General features: G+C 66.7%; 15 protein-coding genes. 11 read left to right on the forward strand and 4 right to left on the reverse strand.

Going from position 1 to position 16,663, the window contains the following annotated elements; genetic code table 11:
* Positions 1-133 precede the first annotated feature (133 nt).
* Both AC6JAC_RS02685 and AC6JAC_RS02690 read left to right on the forward strand, forming a co-directional pair.
* A complete protein-coding gene (locus AC6JAC_RS02685; protein WP_497963358.1) occupies positions 134-280 on the forward strand; it encodes a hypothetical protein in 147 nt (48 codons plus the stop codon).
* A 177-nt stretch (positions 281-457) separates the two neighbouring features.
* A complete protein-coding gene (locus AC6JAC_RS02690; RefSeq protein ID WP_497963359.1) occupies positions 458-1,045 on the forward strand; it encodes a hypothetical protein in 588 nt (195 codons plus the stop codon).
* Positions 1,046-1,165: 120 nt separating this feature from the next.
* Here the strand turns inward: AC6JAC_RS02690 and AC6JAC_RS02695 are convergent, their stop codons facing one another.
* Positions 1,166-1,837: a GntR family transcriptional regulator gene (locus AC6JAC_RS02695; RefSeq protein WP_043439575.1), complete on the reverse strand. Its 672-nt coding sequence runs from the start codon at positions 1,835-1,837 to the stop codon at positions 1,166-1,168.
* A gap of 185 nt (positions 1,838-2,022) precedes the next feature.
* Between AC6JAC_RS02695 and glyA the strand changes: the two genes are divergently transcribed.
* The 7 genes from glyA to purU are packed head-to-tail and all read left to right on the forward strand — an operon-like array spanning position 2,023 to position 10,869.
* Complete coding sequence (gene glyA, locus AC6JAC_RS02700; RefSeq protein ID WP_497963360.1) at positions 2,023-3,363, forward strand: serine hydroxymethyltransferase; 1,341 nt, start codon at positions 2,023-2,025, stop codon at positions 3,361-3,363.
* A complete protein-coding gene (locus AC6JAC_RS02705) occupies positions 3,360-4,580 on the forward strand; it encodes a sarcosine oxidase subunit beta family protein (protein ID WP_028272642.1) in 1,221 nt (406 codons plus the stop codon). The genes glyA and AC6JAC_RS02705 overlap by 4 nt, the downstream gene beginning before the upstream one ends.
* A gap of 20 nt (positions 4,581-4,600) precedes the next feature.
* Positions 4,601-5,017 carry a sarcosine oxidase subunit delta gene (locus AC6JAC_RS02710; protein ID WP_454698460.1) on the forward strand — a complete coding sequence of 139 codons (417 nt, stop codon included), beginning with the start codon at positions 4,601-4,603 and terminating at the stop codon, positions 5,015-5,017.
* Entirely contained in the window at positions 5,014-7,959 is a 2,946-nt protein-coding gene (locus tag AC6JAC_RS02715; RefSeq protein ID WP_497963361.1) for a sarcosine oxidase subunit alpha family protein, read from the forward strand. The genes AC6JAC_RS02710 and AC6JAC_RS02715 overlap by 4 nt, the downstream gene beginning before the upstream one ends.
* Positions 7,952-8,587, forward strand: coding sequence for a sarcosine oxidase subunit gamma (locus AC6JAC_RS02720; protein ID WP_497963362.1), 636 nt, complete (start codon positions 7,952-7,954; stop codon positions 8,585-8,587). The genes AC6JAC_RS02715 and AC6JAC_RS02720 overlap by 8 nt, the downstream gene beginning before the upstream one ends.
* Positions 8,588-9,961 (forward strand): L-serine ammonia-lyase, encoded by a 1,374-nt coding sequence (locus AC6JAC_RS02725; RefSeq protein WP_497963363.1) that lies wholly within the window; start codon positions 8,588-8,590, stop codon positions 9,959-9,961.
* 2 nt (positions 9,962-9,963) lie between these two features.
* Positions 9,964-10,869, forward strand: coding sequence for a formyltetrahydrofolate deformylase (gene purU, locus AC6JAC_RS02730; RefSeq protein WP_028269680.1), 906 nt, complete (start codon positions 9,964-9,966; stop codon positions 10,867-10,869).
* Between the two features lie 152 nt (positions 10,870-11,021).
* Here purU and AC6JAC_RS02735 read toward each other — a convergent pair whose 3' ends face one another.
* Entirely contained in the window at positions 11,022-12,617 is a 1,596-nt protein-coding gene (locus AC6JAC_RS02735) for a PucR family transcriptional regulator (RefSeq protein WP_028269681.1), read from the reverse strand.
* Positions 12,618-12,724: 107 nt separating this feature from the next.
* Between AC6JAC_RS02735 and AC6JAC_RS02740 the strand changes: the two genes are divergently transcribed.
* The gene (locus tag AC6JAC_RS02740; protein ID WP_043437651.1) at positions 12,725-14,257 is read left to right on the forward strand and encodes a purine-cytosine permease family protein; all 1,533 of its coding nucleotides are present in this window, start codon (positions 12,725-12,727) and stop codon (positions 14,255-14,257) included.
* 14 nt (positions 14,258-14,271) lie between these two features.
* Positions 14,272-15,237: a polysaccharide deacetylase family protein gene (locus AC6JAC_RS02745; protein WP_028269683.1), complete on the forward strand. Its 966-nt coding sequence runs from the start codon at positions 14,272-14,274 to the stop codon at positions 15,235-15,237.
* A gap of 138 nt (positions 15,238-15,375) precedes the next feature.
* On the opposite strand, the gene bcp is transcribed toward AC6JAC_RS02745, so the two are convergent.
* Together bcp and AC6JAC_RS02755 are read right to left on the reverse strand one after the other, a co-directional pair.
* The gene (gene bcp / locus AC6JAC_RS02750) at positions 15,376-15,855 is read right to left on the reverse strand and encodes a thioredoxin-dependent thiol peroxidase (RefSeq protein WP_028269684.1); all 480 of its coding nucleotides are present in this window, start codon (positions 15,853-15,855) and stop codon (positions 15,376-15,378) included.
* 86 nt (positions 15,856-15,941) lie between these two features.
* Entirely contained in the window at positions 15,942-16,661 is a 720-nt protein-coding gene (locus tag AC6JAC_RS02755; protein ID WP_028269685.1) for a winged helix-turn-helix domain-containing protein, read from the reverse strand.
* Positions 16,662-16,663 lie beyond the last annotated feature (2 nt).

A 16,663-nucleotide genomic window follows, 5' to 3' on the forward strand; every position in this document is an offset into this window, starting at 1 on the left:
GTATTACAAGGGCCGGATTCGAGTAGTGCGGGCCGTTCCGTCCGGGCCGCGGCCGTGCCACACTTGGTGGACTATCGATTGACTGGGGGGATCCACGTCAGGAGATTGATATGCGATCATCGATGCCCGCCAAGTGTCCACGCCGCAGGTTGGCGGTGACCAAGCCATGATGATCGGCTGGGCCTACCTCATGGCCTTCATCATGACTGTTGATTCGCTCCTGCTCGGGCTGCTGCTGCTGAACGTCCGGTGGCCGAAGAGCTGGAAAAGAAACGGCTGAACCGCCACATTCAGTCAGCCATGACAGATGAATGACCTCCCGGCCCGCATTCACAGCATGCCGACAGGATCCGAACAGCAGTGCCCTATGTTGGCGCTGCATCTTTGAGTGAAGGACGGTGCACACCGGCCGTTCTTCCCAAAGAGCCGTTCACACGGCGGATCGAGGAGACATCAGATGTCACGCACAAAGAGAATAACCCTTGGCCTGACGGCCGGGGCCTTGGCGCTCGGCGCCGGCCTGGGAGTCACCGGGATGGCGTCGGCCGCCGAAACCCCGACGCCGAGTGCCACGGCGTCGGCGTCGGCAAGCACCGACGGCACCGCGGCTACTGACAGCGGAAAGCGGGGCGGCCACAAGGGAGGGGATCGCGGCCAGCTGGCCGCTGACCTTGCCACGAAGCTTGGCGTTGAGGAAGCCAAGGTGACCGAAGCGATCCAGGCCTTCCGGGACGCTAACAGGCCCACCGAGGCGGCAGACGGCACCGCGCCGGCCGAGGGTACGGCGCCTGCCGAAGGCACCAAACCGGACCGCTCCGCCATGGACGCGGCGATGGCCAAGTCCCTGGCGGAGTCGCTCGGCGTCGAGGAATCCAAGGTCACCGCAGCCCTGGAGGAAATCCGGGCTGCAGGCCAGGCCGAACGTGCCGCCGCCCTCAAGACCAGGCTGGACACCGCCGTTACCGACGGCAAGTTGACCCAGGCCGAGGCGGACGCCGTCACGAAGGCCGTGGAAGCCGGGGTGATCGGCGGAGGCGGCCGGTAAGGCTGCCAGCCCCCACCGGACGCTCTCTCATTTCCTGCCGCTTCAGGGGGAACGTTCTCTCACTTTCTTGAGGAAAGTGAGAGAACGTTCCGTTGTTAACGGCGGAAAGTGAGAGAGCGTTTAGAGCACCTTGCGGATGGTCTCTTCGAAGCTCGTCACGTGGTGCAGGGCCAGCTCGCCCGCTTTGTCGGCGTCGCCCGCCGCCACTGCCTTGAGCAGCTCGACGTGTTCGGTGACGTGGCCGCTCACCGAGGGCACCTTGTCCAGGACCAGGCACCAGATGCGGGTGGCCAGGTTGTCGTAGCGGATCAAGGTGTCTTCCAGGTGCGGGTTGGCTGCGGCCTTGTAGATCAGCCGGTGCACGGTCAGGTCGTAGCGCATGAGGTCGCGGGACTGGCTGGGATTCGGATCCAGCCCGGCAATAGTGTCGGCAACGTGCAGCAGCTCGCGGCGCATGGCGGCGTTTGCTCTCGTGGCCGCGCTGCGTGCCGCCAGGGGCTCCAGCAGCTCCCGGACCTCCGAGACATCGGCCAGTTCCGTGAAGTCCACGGTCGTGGCAAAGGTTCCCCGGCGCGGATAGGACACCACCAGGTGGTCCACTTCCAGCCGCTTGATTGCCTCGCGCACCGGAGTGCGGCCGTACCCGAGCTCGGCCGCCAGCTGACCGTCGTTGATGGGTTCGCCCGGCCGGATCTCGAGCATGATCAGCTTGTCGCGCAGCTGCCGATAGGCGGCCTCCGCCTGGGACAGTACTTCGTCCTCGGCGGGTGGCAAAACAGGAAGTGCATTCAAGGTGCCGCTCCGTTCATGGCTACTCAGTTCTTCATCGCTCAGCTTCACTACCGGGCGATCGGGTCCTAACCGGAAGCTCAGTGCCACTTGCTTCCCGCTATTGACTCTTTTGTGATACCAATCATACCATTGACCTCACACTAATATATTAGTTACAGCAAGAGTGGTATCTCAAAGGAGCATCCGTGGTTGAGCAGTTGAACGAGCGACTTTCCGTAGTCGATCCCGAGGTCCAGCAGGCCATTGCCAATGAGCTGGGCCGCCAGCAGTCCACCTTGGAAATGATCGCGTCGGAGAATTTCGCCCCGTCCGCCGTCATGGAGGCGCAGGGCTCAGTGCTGACAAACAAATACGCCGAGGGCTACCCCGGCAAGCGCTACTACGGCGGCTGCGAGCACGTGGACGTCATCGAGCAGCTGGCCATCGATCGCGTCAAGGCGCTCTTCGGTGCTGAATTCGCCAATGTACAGCCGCACTCCGGCGCGCAGGCCAACGCCGCCGCCATGTTCGCCCTGCTGAACCCGGGCGACACCATCATGGGCCTGAGCCTGGCCCACGGCGGCCACCTCACCCACGGCATGAAGATCAACTTCTCCGGCAAGCTCTACAACGTGGTCCCATACAACGTGCGGGAGTCCGACCTCCGGATCGACATGGCTGAAGTCGAAGCGCTGGCACTGGAGCACCGCCCGAAGCTCATCGTTGCCGGCTGGTCTGCCTACTCCCGCCAGCTCGATTTCGCCGAGTTCCGCCGGATCGCGGACCTCGTGGGCGCCTACCTGATGGTGGACATGGCCCACTTCGCCGGCCTGGTAGCCGCAGGGCTGCACCCCAACCCGGTGCCGTACGCCGACGTCGTCACCACCACCACCCACAAAACCCTCGGCGGCCCCCGCGGCGGTGTCATCCTCGCCAAGGAGCAGTACGCCAAGAAGATCAACAGCGCAGTCTTCCCCGGCCAGCAGGGCGGCCCCCTGGAGCACGTCATCGCCGCCAAAGCCGTGGCCTTCAAGCTCGCCGGCTCCCCGGAATTCAAGGAACGCCAGGAGCGCGTCCTGCAGGGTTCGAAGCTTCTGGCCGAACGGCTCCTCCAGGCGGACGTTGCCGCGGCAGGCATCTCCGTGGTCAACGGCGGCACCGACGTCCACCTTGTCCTGGTGGACCTGCGGAACTCTGAACTGGACGGCCAGCAGGCCGAAGACGCCCTGCACCGGATCGGTATCACCGTGAACCGCAACGCCGTGCCGTTCGACCCGCGCCCGCCGATGGTGTCCTCCGGCCTCCGGATCGGCACGCCGGCCCTGGCCACCCGCGGCTTCGGCGCCGAGGAATTCACCGAAGTAGCGGACATCATCGCGACGGCGCTGATTGCGTCCGCGAGCACCGGCACCTTGGGTGACAGCACCGTCGTCGAACTCCGCGCCCGGGTGACCGCCCTCGCCGAACAGTTCCCCCTCTACCCCCACCTCAACAGCGGCACCGACACTGCCGCCTTCGAAGCAGACCTGATTGGAGCAGCCCAGTGAGCACCCACCAGCTCCCCGAGCACCCGGATTTCCTTTGGCGTAACCCGGAGCCTAAGTCCTCTTATGACGCGGTGATTGTGGGCGGTGGCGGGCATGGCCTGGCCACGGCGTATTTCCTGGCGAAGAACCATGGCATGACCAACATTGCGGTCCTGGAAAAGGGTTGGCTGGCCGGCGGTAACATGGCCCGGAACACCACGATCATCCGTTCCAATTACCTTTGGGACGAGAGCGCGGCCATCTACGAGCACGCCCTGAAGCTCTGGGAAATCCTGCCCGAGGAACTGGAATACGACTTCCTGTTCAGCCAGCGCGGGGTGATGAACCTCGCCCACACCCTGGGCGATGTCCGCGAGAGCATGCGCCGGGTGGGTGCGAACCAGCTCAACGGTGTGGACGCGGAGTGGCTGGACCCGAAGCAGGTCAAGGAACTCTGCCCGATCCTGAACATCAGCGACAACATCCGTTACCCCGTCATGGGCGCCACCTACCAGCCGCGCGCCGGCATCGCCAAGCACGACCACGTGGCCTGGGCCTTCGCCCGCAAATGCGACGAACTCGGCGTGGACATCATCCAGAACTGTGAAGTCACCGGCTTCATCAAGGACGGCAACCGCGTGGTGGGTGTCAAGACCAACAAGGGCACGATCAACACCGAAAAGGTGGGCCTCGCAGCCGCCGGGCACAGCTCGGTCCTGGCCGAAATGGCCGGATTCCGGCTCCCCATCCAGTCCCACCCGCTGCAGGCACTGGTTTCCGAACTGCACGAACCGGTCCACCCGACCGTGGTGATGTCCAACCACGTGCACGTGTACGTTTCGCAGGCCCATAAGGGTGAACTGGTGATGGGCGCGGGCGTGGATTCCTATAACGGTTACGGCCAGCGCGGGTCCTTCCATGTGATTGAGCACCAGATGGCCGCCGCGGTCGAGCTGTTCCCCATTTTTGCCCGGGCGCATGTGCTGCGGACCTGGGGCGGGATTGTGGACACGACCCTGGATGCTTCCCCGATCGTGGGCAACACCCCGGTGGAGAACATGTTTGTGAACTGCGGCTGGGGCACGGGCGGTTTCAAGGCGACCCCGGCTGCCGGGCTGACGTTCGCGCATAACATCGCCACGGGTGCCCCGCACAAGCTGAATAAGCCGTTTGCGCTGGAACGTTTTGAAACCGGTGCCCTGATCGATGAACACGGCGCAGCCGCCGTCGCCCACTAGCACCCAGAAAGAAGACGCACATGCTGCTCATCTCCTGCCCCAACTGCGGCTCGCGCGACGAGACCGAATTCCACTACGGCGGCCAGGCCCACGTGGCCTACCCGGAAAACCCGAATGACCTGACTGACCGCGAGTGGGCCGAGTACCTGTTCTACCGCGATAACACCAAGGGCACGTTCGCCGAGCGCTGGCTGCACAGCACCGGCTGCCGCCAGTGGTTCAACATGCTCCGCGACACCGTCACCTACGACATCCAGGCCGTCTACCCGATGGGCGCCCCCCGGCCGGACAGCGCCGGGAAGCCGACCGCCGAGACGGGCACGGCCAGCCTGGCCGCGGACAGCACCACCACCGGCACCGCGGCGCCCAGCATTTCGGGCACCAGCATCGCCCCCACCAGCACCGGCACTATCGCCCCGGAAGGAGCAACCAAGTGACTTCCCAGAACGCCCGCCTCGCCGCCGGCGGACGCATTGACCGCACCATTTCCTGGCGTTTCACCGTGGACGGCGAGGAGTTCACCGGCCATCCCGGGGACACGCTGGCCTCGGCCCTGATTGCCAACGGCCGGATCTTGGCCGGTAACTCGTTGTACGAGGACCGCGCCCGGGGCATCATGTCCGCCGGCGTGGAGGAATCCAATGCGATGGTGAAGATCTCCCCGCGTTTCCCGGGCGATGTTGCCGAGTCCATGCTGCCTGCGACCACCGTGACCCTGGTGGACGGGTTGAAGGCTGAACTCCTTAACGGCCTGGGCAAGCTGGACCCGGACGAGGACCGTGCGGAGTACGACAAGAAGTACGTCCACACCGATGTCCTGGTGATCGGCGGCGGCCCCGCCGGCCTGGCCGCAGCCCGCGAGGCCGTCCGCACCGGCGCCCGCGTGATCCTGATGGACGACCAGCCCGAACTGGGCGGCTCACTCCTGTCCGGCTCCACCGCCCCCGGGCTGGCTGAGACCATCGAGGGAAAGCCGGCCCTGGAATGGGTCGCGGATGTTGAGGCCGAGCTCGTTTCCGGCGCCGAATGCACCGTGCTGAACCGCACCAGCGCTTTCGGCGCGTATGACGCGAACTACGTCATCGCGGTGCAGAACCGCACCGACCACCTGTCCAGCCCGGCCGCGCCCGGCGTCTCCCGCCAGCGGATCTGGCACGTGCGTGCCCAGCAGGTGGTGCTGGCTCCGGGCGCGCATGAACGCCCGCTGGTGTTCGAGAACAACGACCGGCCCGGCATCATCCTGGCCTCCGCTGCCCGCAGCTACCTTAACCGCTACGCCGTCGCCGCGGGGCAGCGCGTGGTCATCAGCACCACCAATGACAGCGCCTACGCCCTGGCCGCTGACCTCCGCGCCGCGGGCGTCAAGGTCGCCGCCGTCGTCGACGCCCGCCCCGCCCTGACCCCGGTGGCGGCTGCCGCCGTCGAGGCCGGCACCCGGGTGCTGATCGGCAGCGCCGTCGCTGACACCTCCTCCTCTGCGGCGGACGGCCGCGTGGAGAGCGTCACCGTCCGGAGCATCAACGACGACGGCGAACTGACCTCCGGCGTTGAAGAGATCGCCTGCGACCTGCTGGCCGTTTCGGGCGGCTGGAGCCCGCTGGTGCACCTGCACTCCCAGCGCCAGGGCAAGCTGCGCTGGGACGAGGAGCTCGCCGCGTTCGTGCCGGGCACCGTGGTCCCGAACCAGCAGACCATCGGTTCGGGCCGGGGCAGCTTCGAACTCGCGGACGTCCTGGCCGAGGGCATCTCGGCCGGCGCGTCGGCCGCCATCGCCGCGGGCTTCGAATCCGCCACGCAGCCGTCCCCGCTGGGGGAGCCGAAGGCGTCCGCGCCGACCCGGCAGCTGTGGCTGGTCCCGGGCCAGGCCGGCACCCCGGATGACTGGCACCACCACTTCGTGGACTTCCAGCGCGACCAGTCCGTGGCCGATGTCCTCCGCTCCACCGGGGCCGGCATGCGCTCGGTGGAACACATCAAGCGCTACACCTCGATCAGCACCGCGAACGATCAGGGCAAAACTTCCGGGGTGAACGCGATCGGTGTGATCGCCGCCGCGCTCCGCACCGCGGGCGAAGCCTCCCGCGGGATCGGGGATATCGGCACCACCACGTACCGGGCACCGTTTACCCCGGTGGCGTTCGCGGCCCTGGCCGGTCGCCAGCGCGGCGAGCTGTTCGACCCCGCCCGCGTCACGTCCATCAACCCGTGGCATGTTGCCAAGGGCGCCCTGTTCGAGGACGTGGGGCAGTGGAAGCGGCCCTGGTACTACCCGCAGGCCGGCGAGGACATGGATGCTGCGGTGCTGCGTGAGTGCGCCGCGGTCCGGGAGTCCGTGGGCTTTATGGACGCCACCACCCTGGGCAAGATCGAAATCCGGGGCAAGGACGCCGGTGAGTTCCTCAACCGGGTCTACACCAACGCGTTCAAGAAGCTCGCCCCGGGTTCGGCCCGCTACGGTGTGATGTGCGGTCCGGACGGCATGATTTTCGATGACGGTGTGACCCTGCGCCTGGACGAGGACCGGTTCTTCATGACCACCACCACCGGTGGTGCCGCGAAGGTCCTGGACTGGCTGGAGGAATGGCTGCAGACCGAATGGCCCGAACTGGATGTGCACTGCACCTCGGTGACCGAACAGTGGTCCACGATCGCCGTCGTCGGGCCCAAGTCCCGGGCGGTCCTGGCCAAGGTGGCCCCGGAACTCGCCGCCGACGGCGGGCTGGAAGCGGATGCGTTCCCGTTCATGACGTTCCGCGAAACCACCCTCGCCTCCGGCGTGCAGGCCCGGGTCTGCCGGATCTCCTTCTCCGGTGAACTGGCCTACGAAATCAACGTGCCCTCCTGGTACGGGCTGAACACCTGGGAAGCGGTGGCCGCGGCCGGGGCCGAGTTCAACATCACCCCGTACGGCACCGAAACCATGCACGTGCTCCGCGCCGAGAAGGGCTACCCGATCGTCGGGCAGGACACCGACGGGACCGTCACCCCGCAGGACGCGGGCATGGAATGGATTGTTTCCAAGGCCAAGGACTTCATCGGCAAACGCTCCTACGCCCGGGCCGACGCGAGCCGCGAGGACCGTAAGCACCTGGTCAGCGTTCTGCCGGTGGATGGCTCCATCCGCCTGCCGGAAGGCACCCAGCTCGTGGAAAAGGGGATCAGCACCAGCCCCGCCTACGGCCCCGTCCCCATGCAGGGCTTTGTCACCTCCAGCTACCACAGCGCCGCCCTGGGCCGGTCTTTCGGACTGGCGCTGATCAAGAACGGCCGTAACCGCATCGGCGAGTCCCTGGTGGCTGTCGCCGGTGGCCAGCTGGTCGATGTTGTTGTCGCCGAAACCGTACTTTTTGACCCCGAAGGGACCCGCAAAGATGGCTAACACCCCAGCACTGACAGGCATCAATGGACTCCGGGACATCCGCCGCAGCCCCGCCTCGCACCTGGCCCCGGCACTGGAGACCGGCTCCGTCCCCGGCAAGGTTATCCTCGCCGAAGGCCCCTTCCAGACCATGGCCGGGGTCCGGGTGGATCCCCGCTCCGAGGAAGGGGCACGGATCGCTGCCGTGACCGGCGGACTGCCGGCACGCTGCGGCGAGGTCGGCGGCACCGGGCAGGTCAGCGTCCTCTGGCTCGGACCGGCCGAGTTCCTCGTGGTCGCACCGGAACAGGCCCACGACTCCCTCGGCGGTGACCTGATCCGGGCACTCACCGAAGCGCTGGGCGGCGCCCCGGGCCAGGTCGTGGACCTCTCCGCGAACCGCACCACGTTCGAACTCTCCGGCCCGCGTGCCCGGGCCGTCCTGGAAAAGGGCTGCGCCCTGGACCTGCACCCGCGCAGCTTCACCCCGGGAACCGCGCTGAACACCGAGGTGGGCAACATCCCGGTGGTCCTGCAGAAGACCGGGGAGGAAAGCTTCAGGCTCTTCCCGCGGGCCTCGTTCGCGGATTTCCTGGGCCGCTGGCTCCTCGATGCAATGCGCGAGTACGCCTCCCCCGAGGTCCCCTAAATGGCCCTCAGCGTCCTGGACCTGTTCTCCGTTGGCATCGGGCCGTCCTCCTCACACACGGTCGGCCCGATGCGGGCGGCGAAACTGTTCGCCGACGGACTCAAAGGCGACGGCCACCTGAGCTCCACCACCCGCGTCCAGGCAGAGTTGTTCGGTTCGCTGGGTGCCACCGGGCGGGGCCACGGCTCGGACAAAGCCGTGGTCCTGGGCTTCAAGGGCCTGGACCCGGAAACCGTGGACACCACCACCGCGGACGACCAGGTCGCCGCCGCAGCCCTCGACGCCGAACTCATGATCGCCGGAACCCACCGGGTGGACTTCAACTGGGACGAGGACGTGGTCCTGCACCGGCGCAAGTCCCTCCCCGCCCACCCCAACGGCATGACGTTCCGCGCCCTGGACCACACCGGGGCCGTCCTCAGCGAACGGAGCTTCTACTCCATCGGCGGCGGCTTCGTCGTTGATGGCGACGCCGACGCCGGGGACCGTGTCGTTGCCGACGCCACCGTCCTGCCCTACCCCTTCAGCACCGCCGACGAACTCCTGGCAATCTGCCAGCGCGAGGGCATGTCCATCTCCGACGTGATGCTCGCCAACGAACTGACGTGGCGGACTGAAGCGGAACTGCGCGAGGAGCTGCTGAAGCTTTGGGCGGTCATGCGCGAATGCGTGGACAACGGCTGCGCCGCGGAAGGAATCCTTCCCGGCGGGCTGAACGTCAAACGGCGGGCGCCGTCGCTATTCAAAACCCTGACAGCGGACACCGGCGTGACCGATCCGCTCCGGGCGATGGAATGGGTGAACCTCTACGCCCTGGCCGTGAACGAGGAAAACGCCGCGGGCGGGCGCATCGTCACCGCCCCCACCAACGGCGCCGCCGGAATCGTCCCCGCCGTCCTGCACTACTACACCAAGTTCGTACCCGGCGCCAACGACGACGGGGTAATCCGCTTCCTCCTCGCCGCGGCCGCCGTCGGAATCCTCTTCAAAATCAACGCCTCCATCTCCGGCGCCGAAGTGGGCTGCCAAGGCGAAGTAGGCTCCGCCTGCTCCATGGCCGCCGCCGGACTCTGCGAAGTCCTCGGCGGCACCCCCGAACAAGTCGAAAACGCCGCCGAAGTCGGCATCGAACACAACCTCGGCCTGACCTGCGACCCCGTCGGCGGACTGGTACAAATCCCCTGCATCGAACGGAACGCCATCGCCAGCGTGAAAGCCATCAACGCCGCACGACTCTCCCTCCACGGCGACGGAAGCCACAAAGTATCCCTCGACAAAGCCATCAAAACCATGCGTGAGACAGGAGCGGACATGAAAACCAAATACAAAGAAACCTCCCGCGGAGGCCTCGCCGTCAACGTCATCGAGTGCTGACCATGACTGCCATTGAGACTGAAACTTCCCAGCCGTCAGCCGGCTCACCGGCCACCACCGTGGAGCACGTCCTGACCCTGGACTGCAACGAGTCGCCGGGCATCGTCCACGCCGTGTCCGGCTTCCTGCTGGAGCACGGCTGCGACATCATCGACAACCAGCAGTTCGGCGAACGTTCCGAGGGGCACTTCTTCATGCGGGTGCACTTCGCGTCCGACGGCGATGACTCCACCGCGGACACGCTGCGGACCGCTTTTGGTCCGGTGGCTGAACGCTTCGGGATGAGCTGGCGGCTGGAGCCGCACGGCTCCAAGCGCAAGGTGCTGATCATGGTGTCCAAGTTCGGGCACTGCCTCAACGACCTGCTGTTCCGCGCCCGCATCGGCGAACTGCCGGTGGACGTGGTGGCCGTGGTCTCGAACCACACCGACCACCAGGCGCTGGTGGAATGGCACGGCATCCCCTTCTTCCACGTGCCAGTCACCGCCGCCACCAAGCCCGAAGCCGAGGCGCGGCTGCTGGAACTCGTGGACGAGTACGACGTGGAACTGGTGGTCCTGGCCCGCTACATGCAGGTGCTCAGTGACGGCCTCACCCGCAAGCTGGACGGCAAGGCGATCAACATCCACCACTCGTTCCTGCCCAGCTTCAAGGGCGCCAAGCCGTACCACCAGGCCTACGCCCGCGGGGTGAAGACCGTGGGCGCCACCGCGCACTACGTCAACGGCGAACTGGACGAGGGACCCATCATCGCCCAGCAGGTGGTTGAGGTGGACCACACCTACGGTCCGGAAGATCTCGTTGCCGCCGGCCGCGACACCGAATGCAAGGCGCTGTCCAACGCGGTGCGCTGGCACTGCGAGGGCCGGGTGATCCTGCAGGGCAACAGGACCGTGGTGCTGCGGTAGGTCGTCCCTGCCGCTGCCTGCCTCAAATCCGCGAGTCGGGACGCTCTCTCACTTCCGGGCGGTTTAGCCGGGACGCTCTATCACCTCCTTGGGGGAAGTGAGAGAGCGTCCCGGCTTTTCTTGCGTTAAGTGAGAGAGCGTTGTGTCCCGGGCTACGGGGCGGCCAGCCGGGTGGCCAGGTGCAGCGCGGCGAGCCGGCCGGTTCCGCGCGGATCGCCGCCGCACAGCTCGAAAATCCGCTGCAGCCGGTGGTGCATCGACTGCCGCTCCACGTGCAGTTCCCGTGCAGCCTGCGCCGTGTTGCAGCCGGAGTCGAGCCACGTCGCCAGTGTTTCCAGCAGCTGCGAGTTCCGCCGGGCGTCGTGGTCCAGCACGGGACCCAGCTGCTGGCGGACAAAATCCTGCCGGGCTCCCTGGTCCAGGTGCTGTGCCGCCAGCCGCTCGACGGCGAGATTCTCGACGTCGAGCACCACACCGCCGGTGTCCGACGCCGGGCGAGCCGCAGCGCGCAGCGAACCGTTTACCGCGAGATCCAGGGCGACTTTCGCCTCCGACAGCGACCACGGCGCGTTCTCGATCCCGACAGCCAGCGGGCCCACCGCCGTCATGGTTCCGGCCTCCACCGGGAGCTCCTCCAGCGCGGCAACGAGTTCGGCCCGCGCCGCCGCGGCCCCGTCAAACGGAAGGGCGGCAAGCGCCAGGACCTCCGCATTGTCCACATAGCTGGCACTCTGCTGGGCCGACTTCTTCAGGATCTTGTCCATGGCCACCCGCAATTGCTGCGAGGTGGATGTCCGGACGACGACGGCGACCATCGTTGCGGAGGGCGGAATGCCGGCGGCCGGCGAGAGCTGCTGCAGCCGCCACGGCTGGCTGCCGGAACTGACGGCGCGCAGCAGCGCAGTCCCTGCGACCTCCTTCAACCCGGGCGGCATCCGCTGCAGCAGGGCCAGCGAGAGGATGTCCACGCAGCGGCCGCCGGCGACTCGTGCGAGGTTGATGTCGCCGTCGGCCGGGACGGTGATGATCAGCCTCGCTGACGGCACGCCGCGGACCGGCACATCGATGTTGATGACGGTGCCGTCAGCGCCCGGGTGTCCGGGCTCCTCGTCACTGCCGGGGCCGTCCGCCGCGTCGCCGGGGCCCGCGTTGCCGGGGCCCTCCGTCCGGGGGCCGGTGCCGTTGGGGCCGGCGCTGCCGAGTGTCACGCCGGACACCGACGAAAGCTCCAGCGTCGCGTCAAGGATTCCGGCCAGGACGCCAAGGATCTGGTCCAGACTGCTCCCATGGGCCAGCTCAACAGCCATCTCATGGCTGGCTTCGTCCGCGCGGCGCAGGTGGGCCACCGATTCGCTGACCAGCATTGAATTGATGGCCTGCATGATGCCCACGAAGGGCACCACTTTGCGGAATTCGATCAGTGGCAGTCCCGCTTGCTCCGCCGCGCGGACCATGGAGGAGGGAAGCGATGCGAGCCGCTGGCCCGTTTCCACCACCAGCGCGCCGACACCGCGCTCAGCCAGCTGGCGGATGTACTCCACGCGGCGCGCGTCCGAGGCCGTGACCAGCGCGTCGCCGCCGGTGAGGAGCAATTCGCCGCCGCTAAGTAACGGCGCAATGTCCAGAACCTCACTGGAGTGGACCCACCGCAGCTGCGTATCGGCCACCGCGGCCGCGCCGGCGCGGAGCACCGGATCCGCGGCGGTGAAACTGGCGTGGTTCATGATATCGCTGAGCCTGATTGGCATGACGCTCCGTAACGCAAAAGATCGTTTTGATGTACATATCGTATCTTGTTGGGTGTGGCCTGCAACACATAATCTGGATATACCCTTTTCCCCCTACGGAGGCCCCCATGCAACACAACTCCACTGCAGTCCCGGCCGGCCAAGCGCCCGTAGCCGGCGAAGACGTCGAAGCCTGGCTTCAGCCCATTCCCGAATCCCAGCGGACCCGGAAGGTATCCGGCCAGTTCTGGATCTGGGCCGGCGCAAACCTCGCACCCATCAACTGGGTGCTCGGCGCCCTGGGCATCCACCTCGGGCTTGGTTTTGCGGACACCGTCACCGTTCTGGTCCTGGGGAACCTGATCGGGATGCTCCTCTTCGGCTGCTTCGTCCTGCTTGGCCAGAAGACCGGGGCAACCGGCATGGTGCTGGCCCGGGCAGCTTTCGGCAGGCGCGGAAATTACCTGCCCGCCGCCATCCAGGCGCTGCTGGTCATCGGCTGGTGTGCCGTGAACACGTGGATCATCCTGGACCTGGTCATGGCGCTGTTCGGGACCCTCGGCTGGGTTGACCCCACCGCCCACAACTACGCCTGGAAGATCGGCGTCGCCACCACCATCATGGCTGCACAGGTAGCCATCGCCTGGTTCGGCTACAAGGCCATCGCCGCGTTTGAAAAGTGGACAGTGCCGCCCACTATCATCATCCTTGCGGTCATGTCCGCCGTCGCCTGGTTCGGCATGAAGATCAACTGGACCTACGCCGGACCTGCCGGCAACATCCTTGAAGGCTCGGAGCGGATCGCCGCGATGAGCGCTGTCATGACGGCGATCGGCATCGGCTGGGGAATCACCTGGTTCACCTACGCCGCCGACTACTCCCGCTTCGTCAGCACCGAGGTGCCCAAGCGCAAGGTTTACCTCGCCTCAGTGCTGGGCCAGTTCATCCCCGTCGTCTGGCTCGGAATCCTGGGCGCCAGCCTCGCCACCAACAGCGGCGAAATTGATCCCGGAAAACTGATCGTCCAGAACTTCGGCGTCCTCGCACTTCCCGTACTACTGATGGTCCTGCACGGACCCATCGCCACCAATATCCTGAACATCTACACCTTCTCGGTCGCCACGCAGGCGCTCGACATCACCATCAGCCGCCGCAAGCTCAACCTGTTCGTCGGCGTGTTCTCGCTGGCCGCCGTCGTGTTCTTCATCTTCCAGGAAGACTTCGCCGCCGTGCTGGACGCCTGGCTGATCGGCCTCGTGGCATGGGTTGCCGCCTGGGGCGGCGTCATGCTGGTTCACTACTTCTGGGTCGAGAAGCGCTGGCCCAGTGACGCTTCGCGGCTGTTCGACCGCGTGGGCACCAAGCGGCTCCCCGGAGTCAACTGGGCCGGCGTCGTATCCCTCCTGGTCGGTATCTTTGCCACCTGGCTGTTCATGTACGGGCTTGTCCCCGCAATGCAGGGCCCCATCGCCGTGGCCCTGGGCGGCTGGGACCTGTCCTGGCTGGCCGGCGGACTCAGCAGCGCTGCGAGCTACGCCGTTCTTGGCCCCCGGGTTCACCGCAGGTTTCTGGCCAGTGCCGCAGCTCAGCAGGTAACCGTGCCCGAGGAAGCTGCACCCGAAACGTCAGTCCGCCCGGCAACAACCGCAGTCTCACTGTAGAAAGGAACCGGACCATGGAATTCCCCGCTTTCCCGGACTCCGCCCATCCCATCACCTGGCCCGAAGGCTACCGGGCGGCCGCGTCGTTCACCTTCGATGTGGACGCGGAGTCCTGCACCATCGCCCACGATCCCAGCAGCACGCGCCGGATGTCGCTCATGACCCACCAGTCATACGGACCCAAGGTTGCTGTGCCGCGGCTGCTGCAGATCCTGCAGCGCCAGGACATCCAGGCAACGTTCTTCATCCCGGGCTTCACCGCTGAGAGCTACCCCGACGTGGTGCGCCGGATCGTGGATGCGGGCCATGAGATCGCCCACCACGGCTACCTGCACGAACCCATGCAGGGCATCGACGCCGCCACCGAGGCGCGGTACATCGACCGTGGGCTGGAAGCGCTGGCCAAAGTGGCGGGCGTCCGGCCCGTGGGCTACCGCGCTCCCTGGTGGGAGCTCAACTGGCACTCGCCGGCACTCCTTGCGGACCGCGGCTTCCTCTACGATTCAAGCCTGCTCGACGGCGACGCACCGTACCGCTTCAGCGTCGCCGAGGGTGACTCCAGGGACCTCGTTGAGATCCCGGTCGACTGGGCCTTGGACGACTGGGAGCAGTACGCGTTCTATCCCGGCGTGACCGGCAGCGGAGTCATCGAAAGCCCCGCCAAGGTCCTCGAAATGTGGACGCTGGAAGCCGAGGCGCACCACGCGGCCGGGAGCTGTTTCGTACTGACCAACCACCCGTTCATCTCGGGCCGGCCCTCAAAGGCGGTGGCGCTCGAGCAGCTGATCAGCCGGGTCAAGGATATGGACGGCATGTGGGTCACCACGATGGCAAAGATCGCCGAGCACACCCGGGACACGGTGACCGAAGTCCACAGCCACGCGCGGATCGAGGTTCCAGGCTTCCCCGACGCCGGTGCCCGCTTCACTCCGGCGCAGGTCCGCCAGTCAGCACTGGCCTCCGACCGGCTCCGCCCCTAACCCCGGACGCTCTCCCACTATTTGCCGGAAAAGCCGGAACCCTCTCTCACCGGTGAGAGAGGGTTCCGGCTTTTGGCGCAACAAGTGAGAGAGGGTCCGCCGAAAAGGCGCAGGAAGTGAGAGAGGGTCCCGGGGAGGCTAGACGCCCAGGGCTTCCTTCAGCGCTGCGACGTGGCCCTGGGCCTTGACCTGGTACTGGGCCAGCTTCACTTTTCCTTCGGGGTCGAGCACCACGGTGGAGCGGACGATTCCTTCAGTGACTTCCCCGTCGCGGAGCTTTTCACCCCAGGCGCCGTAGGCCAGTGCCACGGCGTGGTCCTCGTCTGCCAGGAGCGGGAAGGTCAGTGCGAAGTCGCCGGTGAAGTGCGCCAGCTTCTCGGGGGCGTCGGGGGAGACGCCGAGGACCTCGTAGCCGGAGCCCTGGAGGGACTCGAGGCTGTCGCGGAAGTCGCAGGCCTCGGTGGTGCAGCCCGGGGTGGCGGCCTCCGGGTAGAAGTACACAATGACGTTCTTGCCGCGGTAATCGGCCAGTGACGTCGGCTTGCCCTCAGCGTCCGGCAGGGTGAAGTCCGGTGCCTGGGTTCCGGGCTGGAGCTTGGTGGTCAGAGTGGGGCTCATGATGATCCTTCGGGAGTCTGATTACTGACAAAGCGTGCGTACTGAACGGGCTGGCTGCGCTGGCTTCTACAGGCACAACCACGGTTTCAGATGCAGTATTCCGCGGGGCCGCGAACTTTGGTGTGCGGTCCCGGGACGAACTGGTACCCGCCGCCGCGCACGGTGGCGATCGCATGCCGGCCGCGGCGCAGCTTCCGCCGCACCCGGCCCACATACACATCGATGGAACGGGAGGCCGCCGCGGGGGAATCGAACGATTCCAGGAACAGCCGCAGCTCTTCCCGGCTGATGGCCCGCGAACAGTTTTCCACGAGGTAGCGCAGCAGCTTGAATTCGACGCCGGTCAGCGCCACGAGCTTCCCGTCCAGCAGGACCTCGCCTGCGGCAAGGTCCACGGACACCAGGCTCGCGGGACCGGCCGACGGCGGCAGGGGAGTGGCGCCGTCGTCGTCCACTTCCGGGGAGTCCTCCGGAAGGGCCGACGACGGCACCCGGGTTCCGCTGCCGGCTGCCCCGTGCGGTCCCCCCGGCAGGGCAGCTTCGGCAGCGGAAGTTGCAGCTCCGGCGGCGGGCCAGACGTGGACTTCCGCCTCCGGAGCAATCTTCAGGGCACGGGCCAGCAACAGTTCCGCGGCGCGCGCCATGACGGCATCGTCAATGTCCTGTTCGCCGTCCGGGGTCACCCAGACGGCCAGGCCATGGGCTTTGAGCTGCGGACCCCGCGTCGCCGGCCCGGCTTTCGCCGGGCCAGCGGGCGCCGGAGCGGACGCACATATGCCGCGCGGAGAATGTACCTGGACTGCCACGG

It is taken from the genome of Arthrobacter sp. KUASC02 (genome assembly GCF_059739395.1).

Bases quoted from the DNA above. Each gene is read 5' to 3' on its own strand.
- AC6JAC_RS02690 (WP_497963359.1), top strand. From the start codon at position 458: ATGTCACGCACAAAGAGAATAACCCTTGGCCTGACGGCCGGGGCCTTG.
- AC6JAC_RS02710 (WP_454698460.1), top strand. From the start codon at position 4,601: ATGCTGCTCATCTCCTGCCCCAACTGCGGCTCGCGCGACGAGACCGAA.
- AC6JAC_RS02720 (WP_497963362.1), top strand. From the start codon at position 7,952: ATGGCTAACACCCCAGCACTGACAGGCATCAATGGACTCCGGGACATC.
- AC6JAC_RS02725 (WP_497963363.1), top strand. From the start codon at position 8,588: ATGGCCCTCAGCGTCCTGGACCTGTTCTCCGTTGGCATCGGGCCGTCC.
- purU (WP_028269680.1), top strand. From the start codon at position 9,964: ATGACTGCCATTGAGACTGAAACTTCCCAGCCGTCAGCCGGCTCACCG.
- AC6JAC_RS02735 (WP_028269681.1), bottom strand. From the start codon at position 12,617: ATGCCAATCAGGCTCAGCGATATCATGAACCACGCCAGTTTCACCGCC.
- AC6JAC_RS02740 (WP_043437651.1), top strand. From the start codon at position 12,725: ATGCAACACAACTCCACTGCAGTCCCGGCCGGCCAAGCGCCCGTAGCC.
- AC6JAC_RS02745 (WP_028269683.1), top strand. From the start codon at position 14,272: ATGGAATTCCCCGCTTTCCCGGACTCCGCCCATCCCATCACCTGGCCC.
- bcp (WP_028269684.1), bottom strand. From the start codon at position 15,855: ATGAGCCCCACTCTGACCACCAAGCTCCAGCCCGGAACCCAGGCACCG.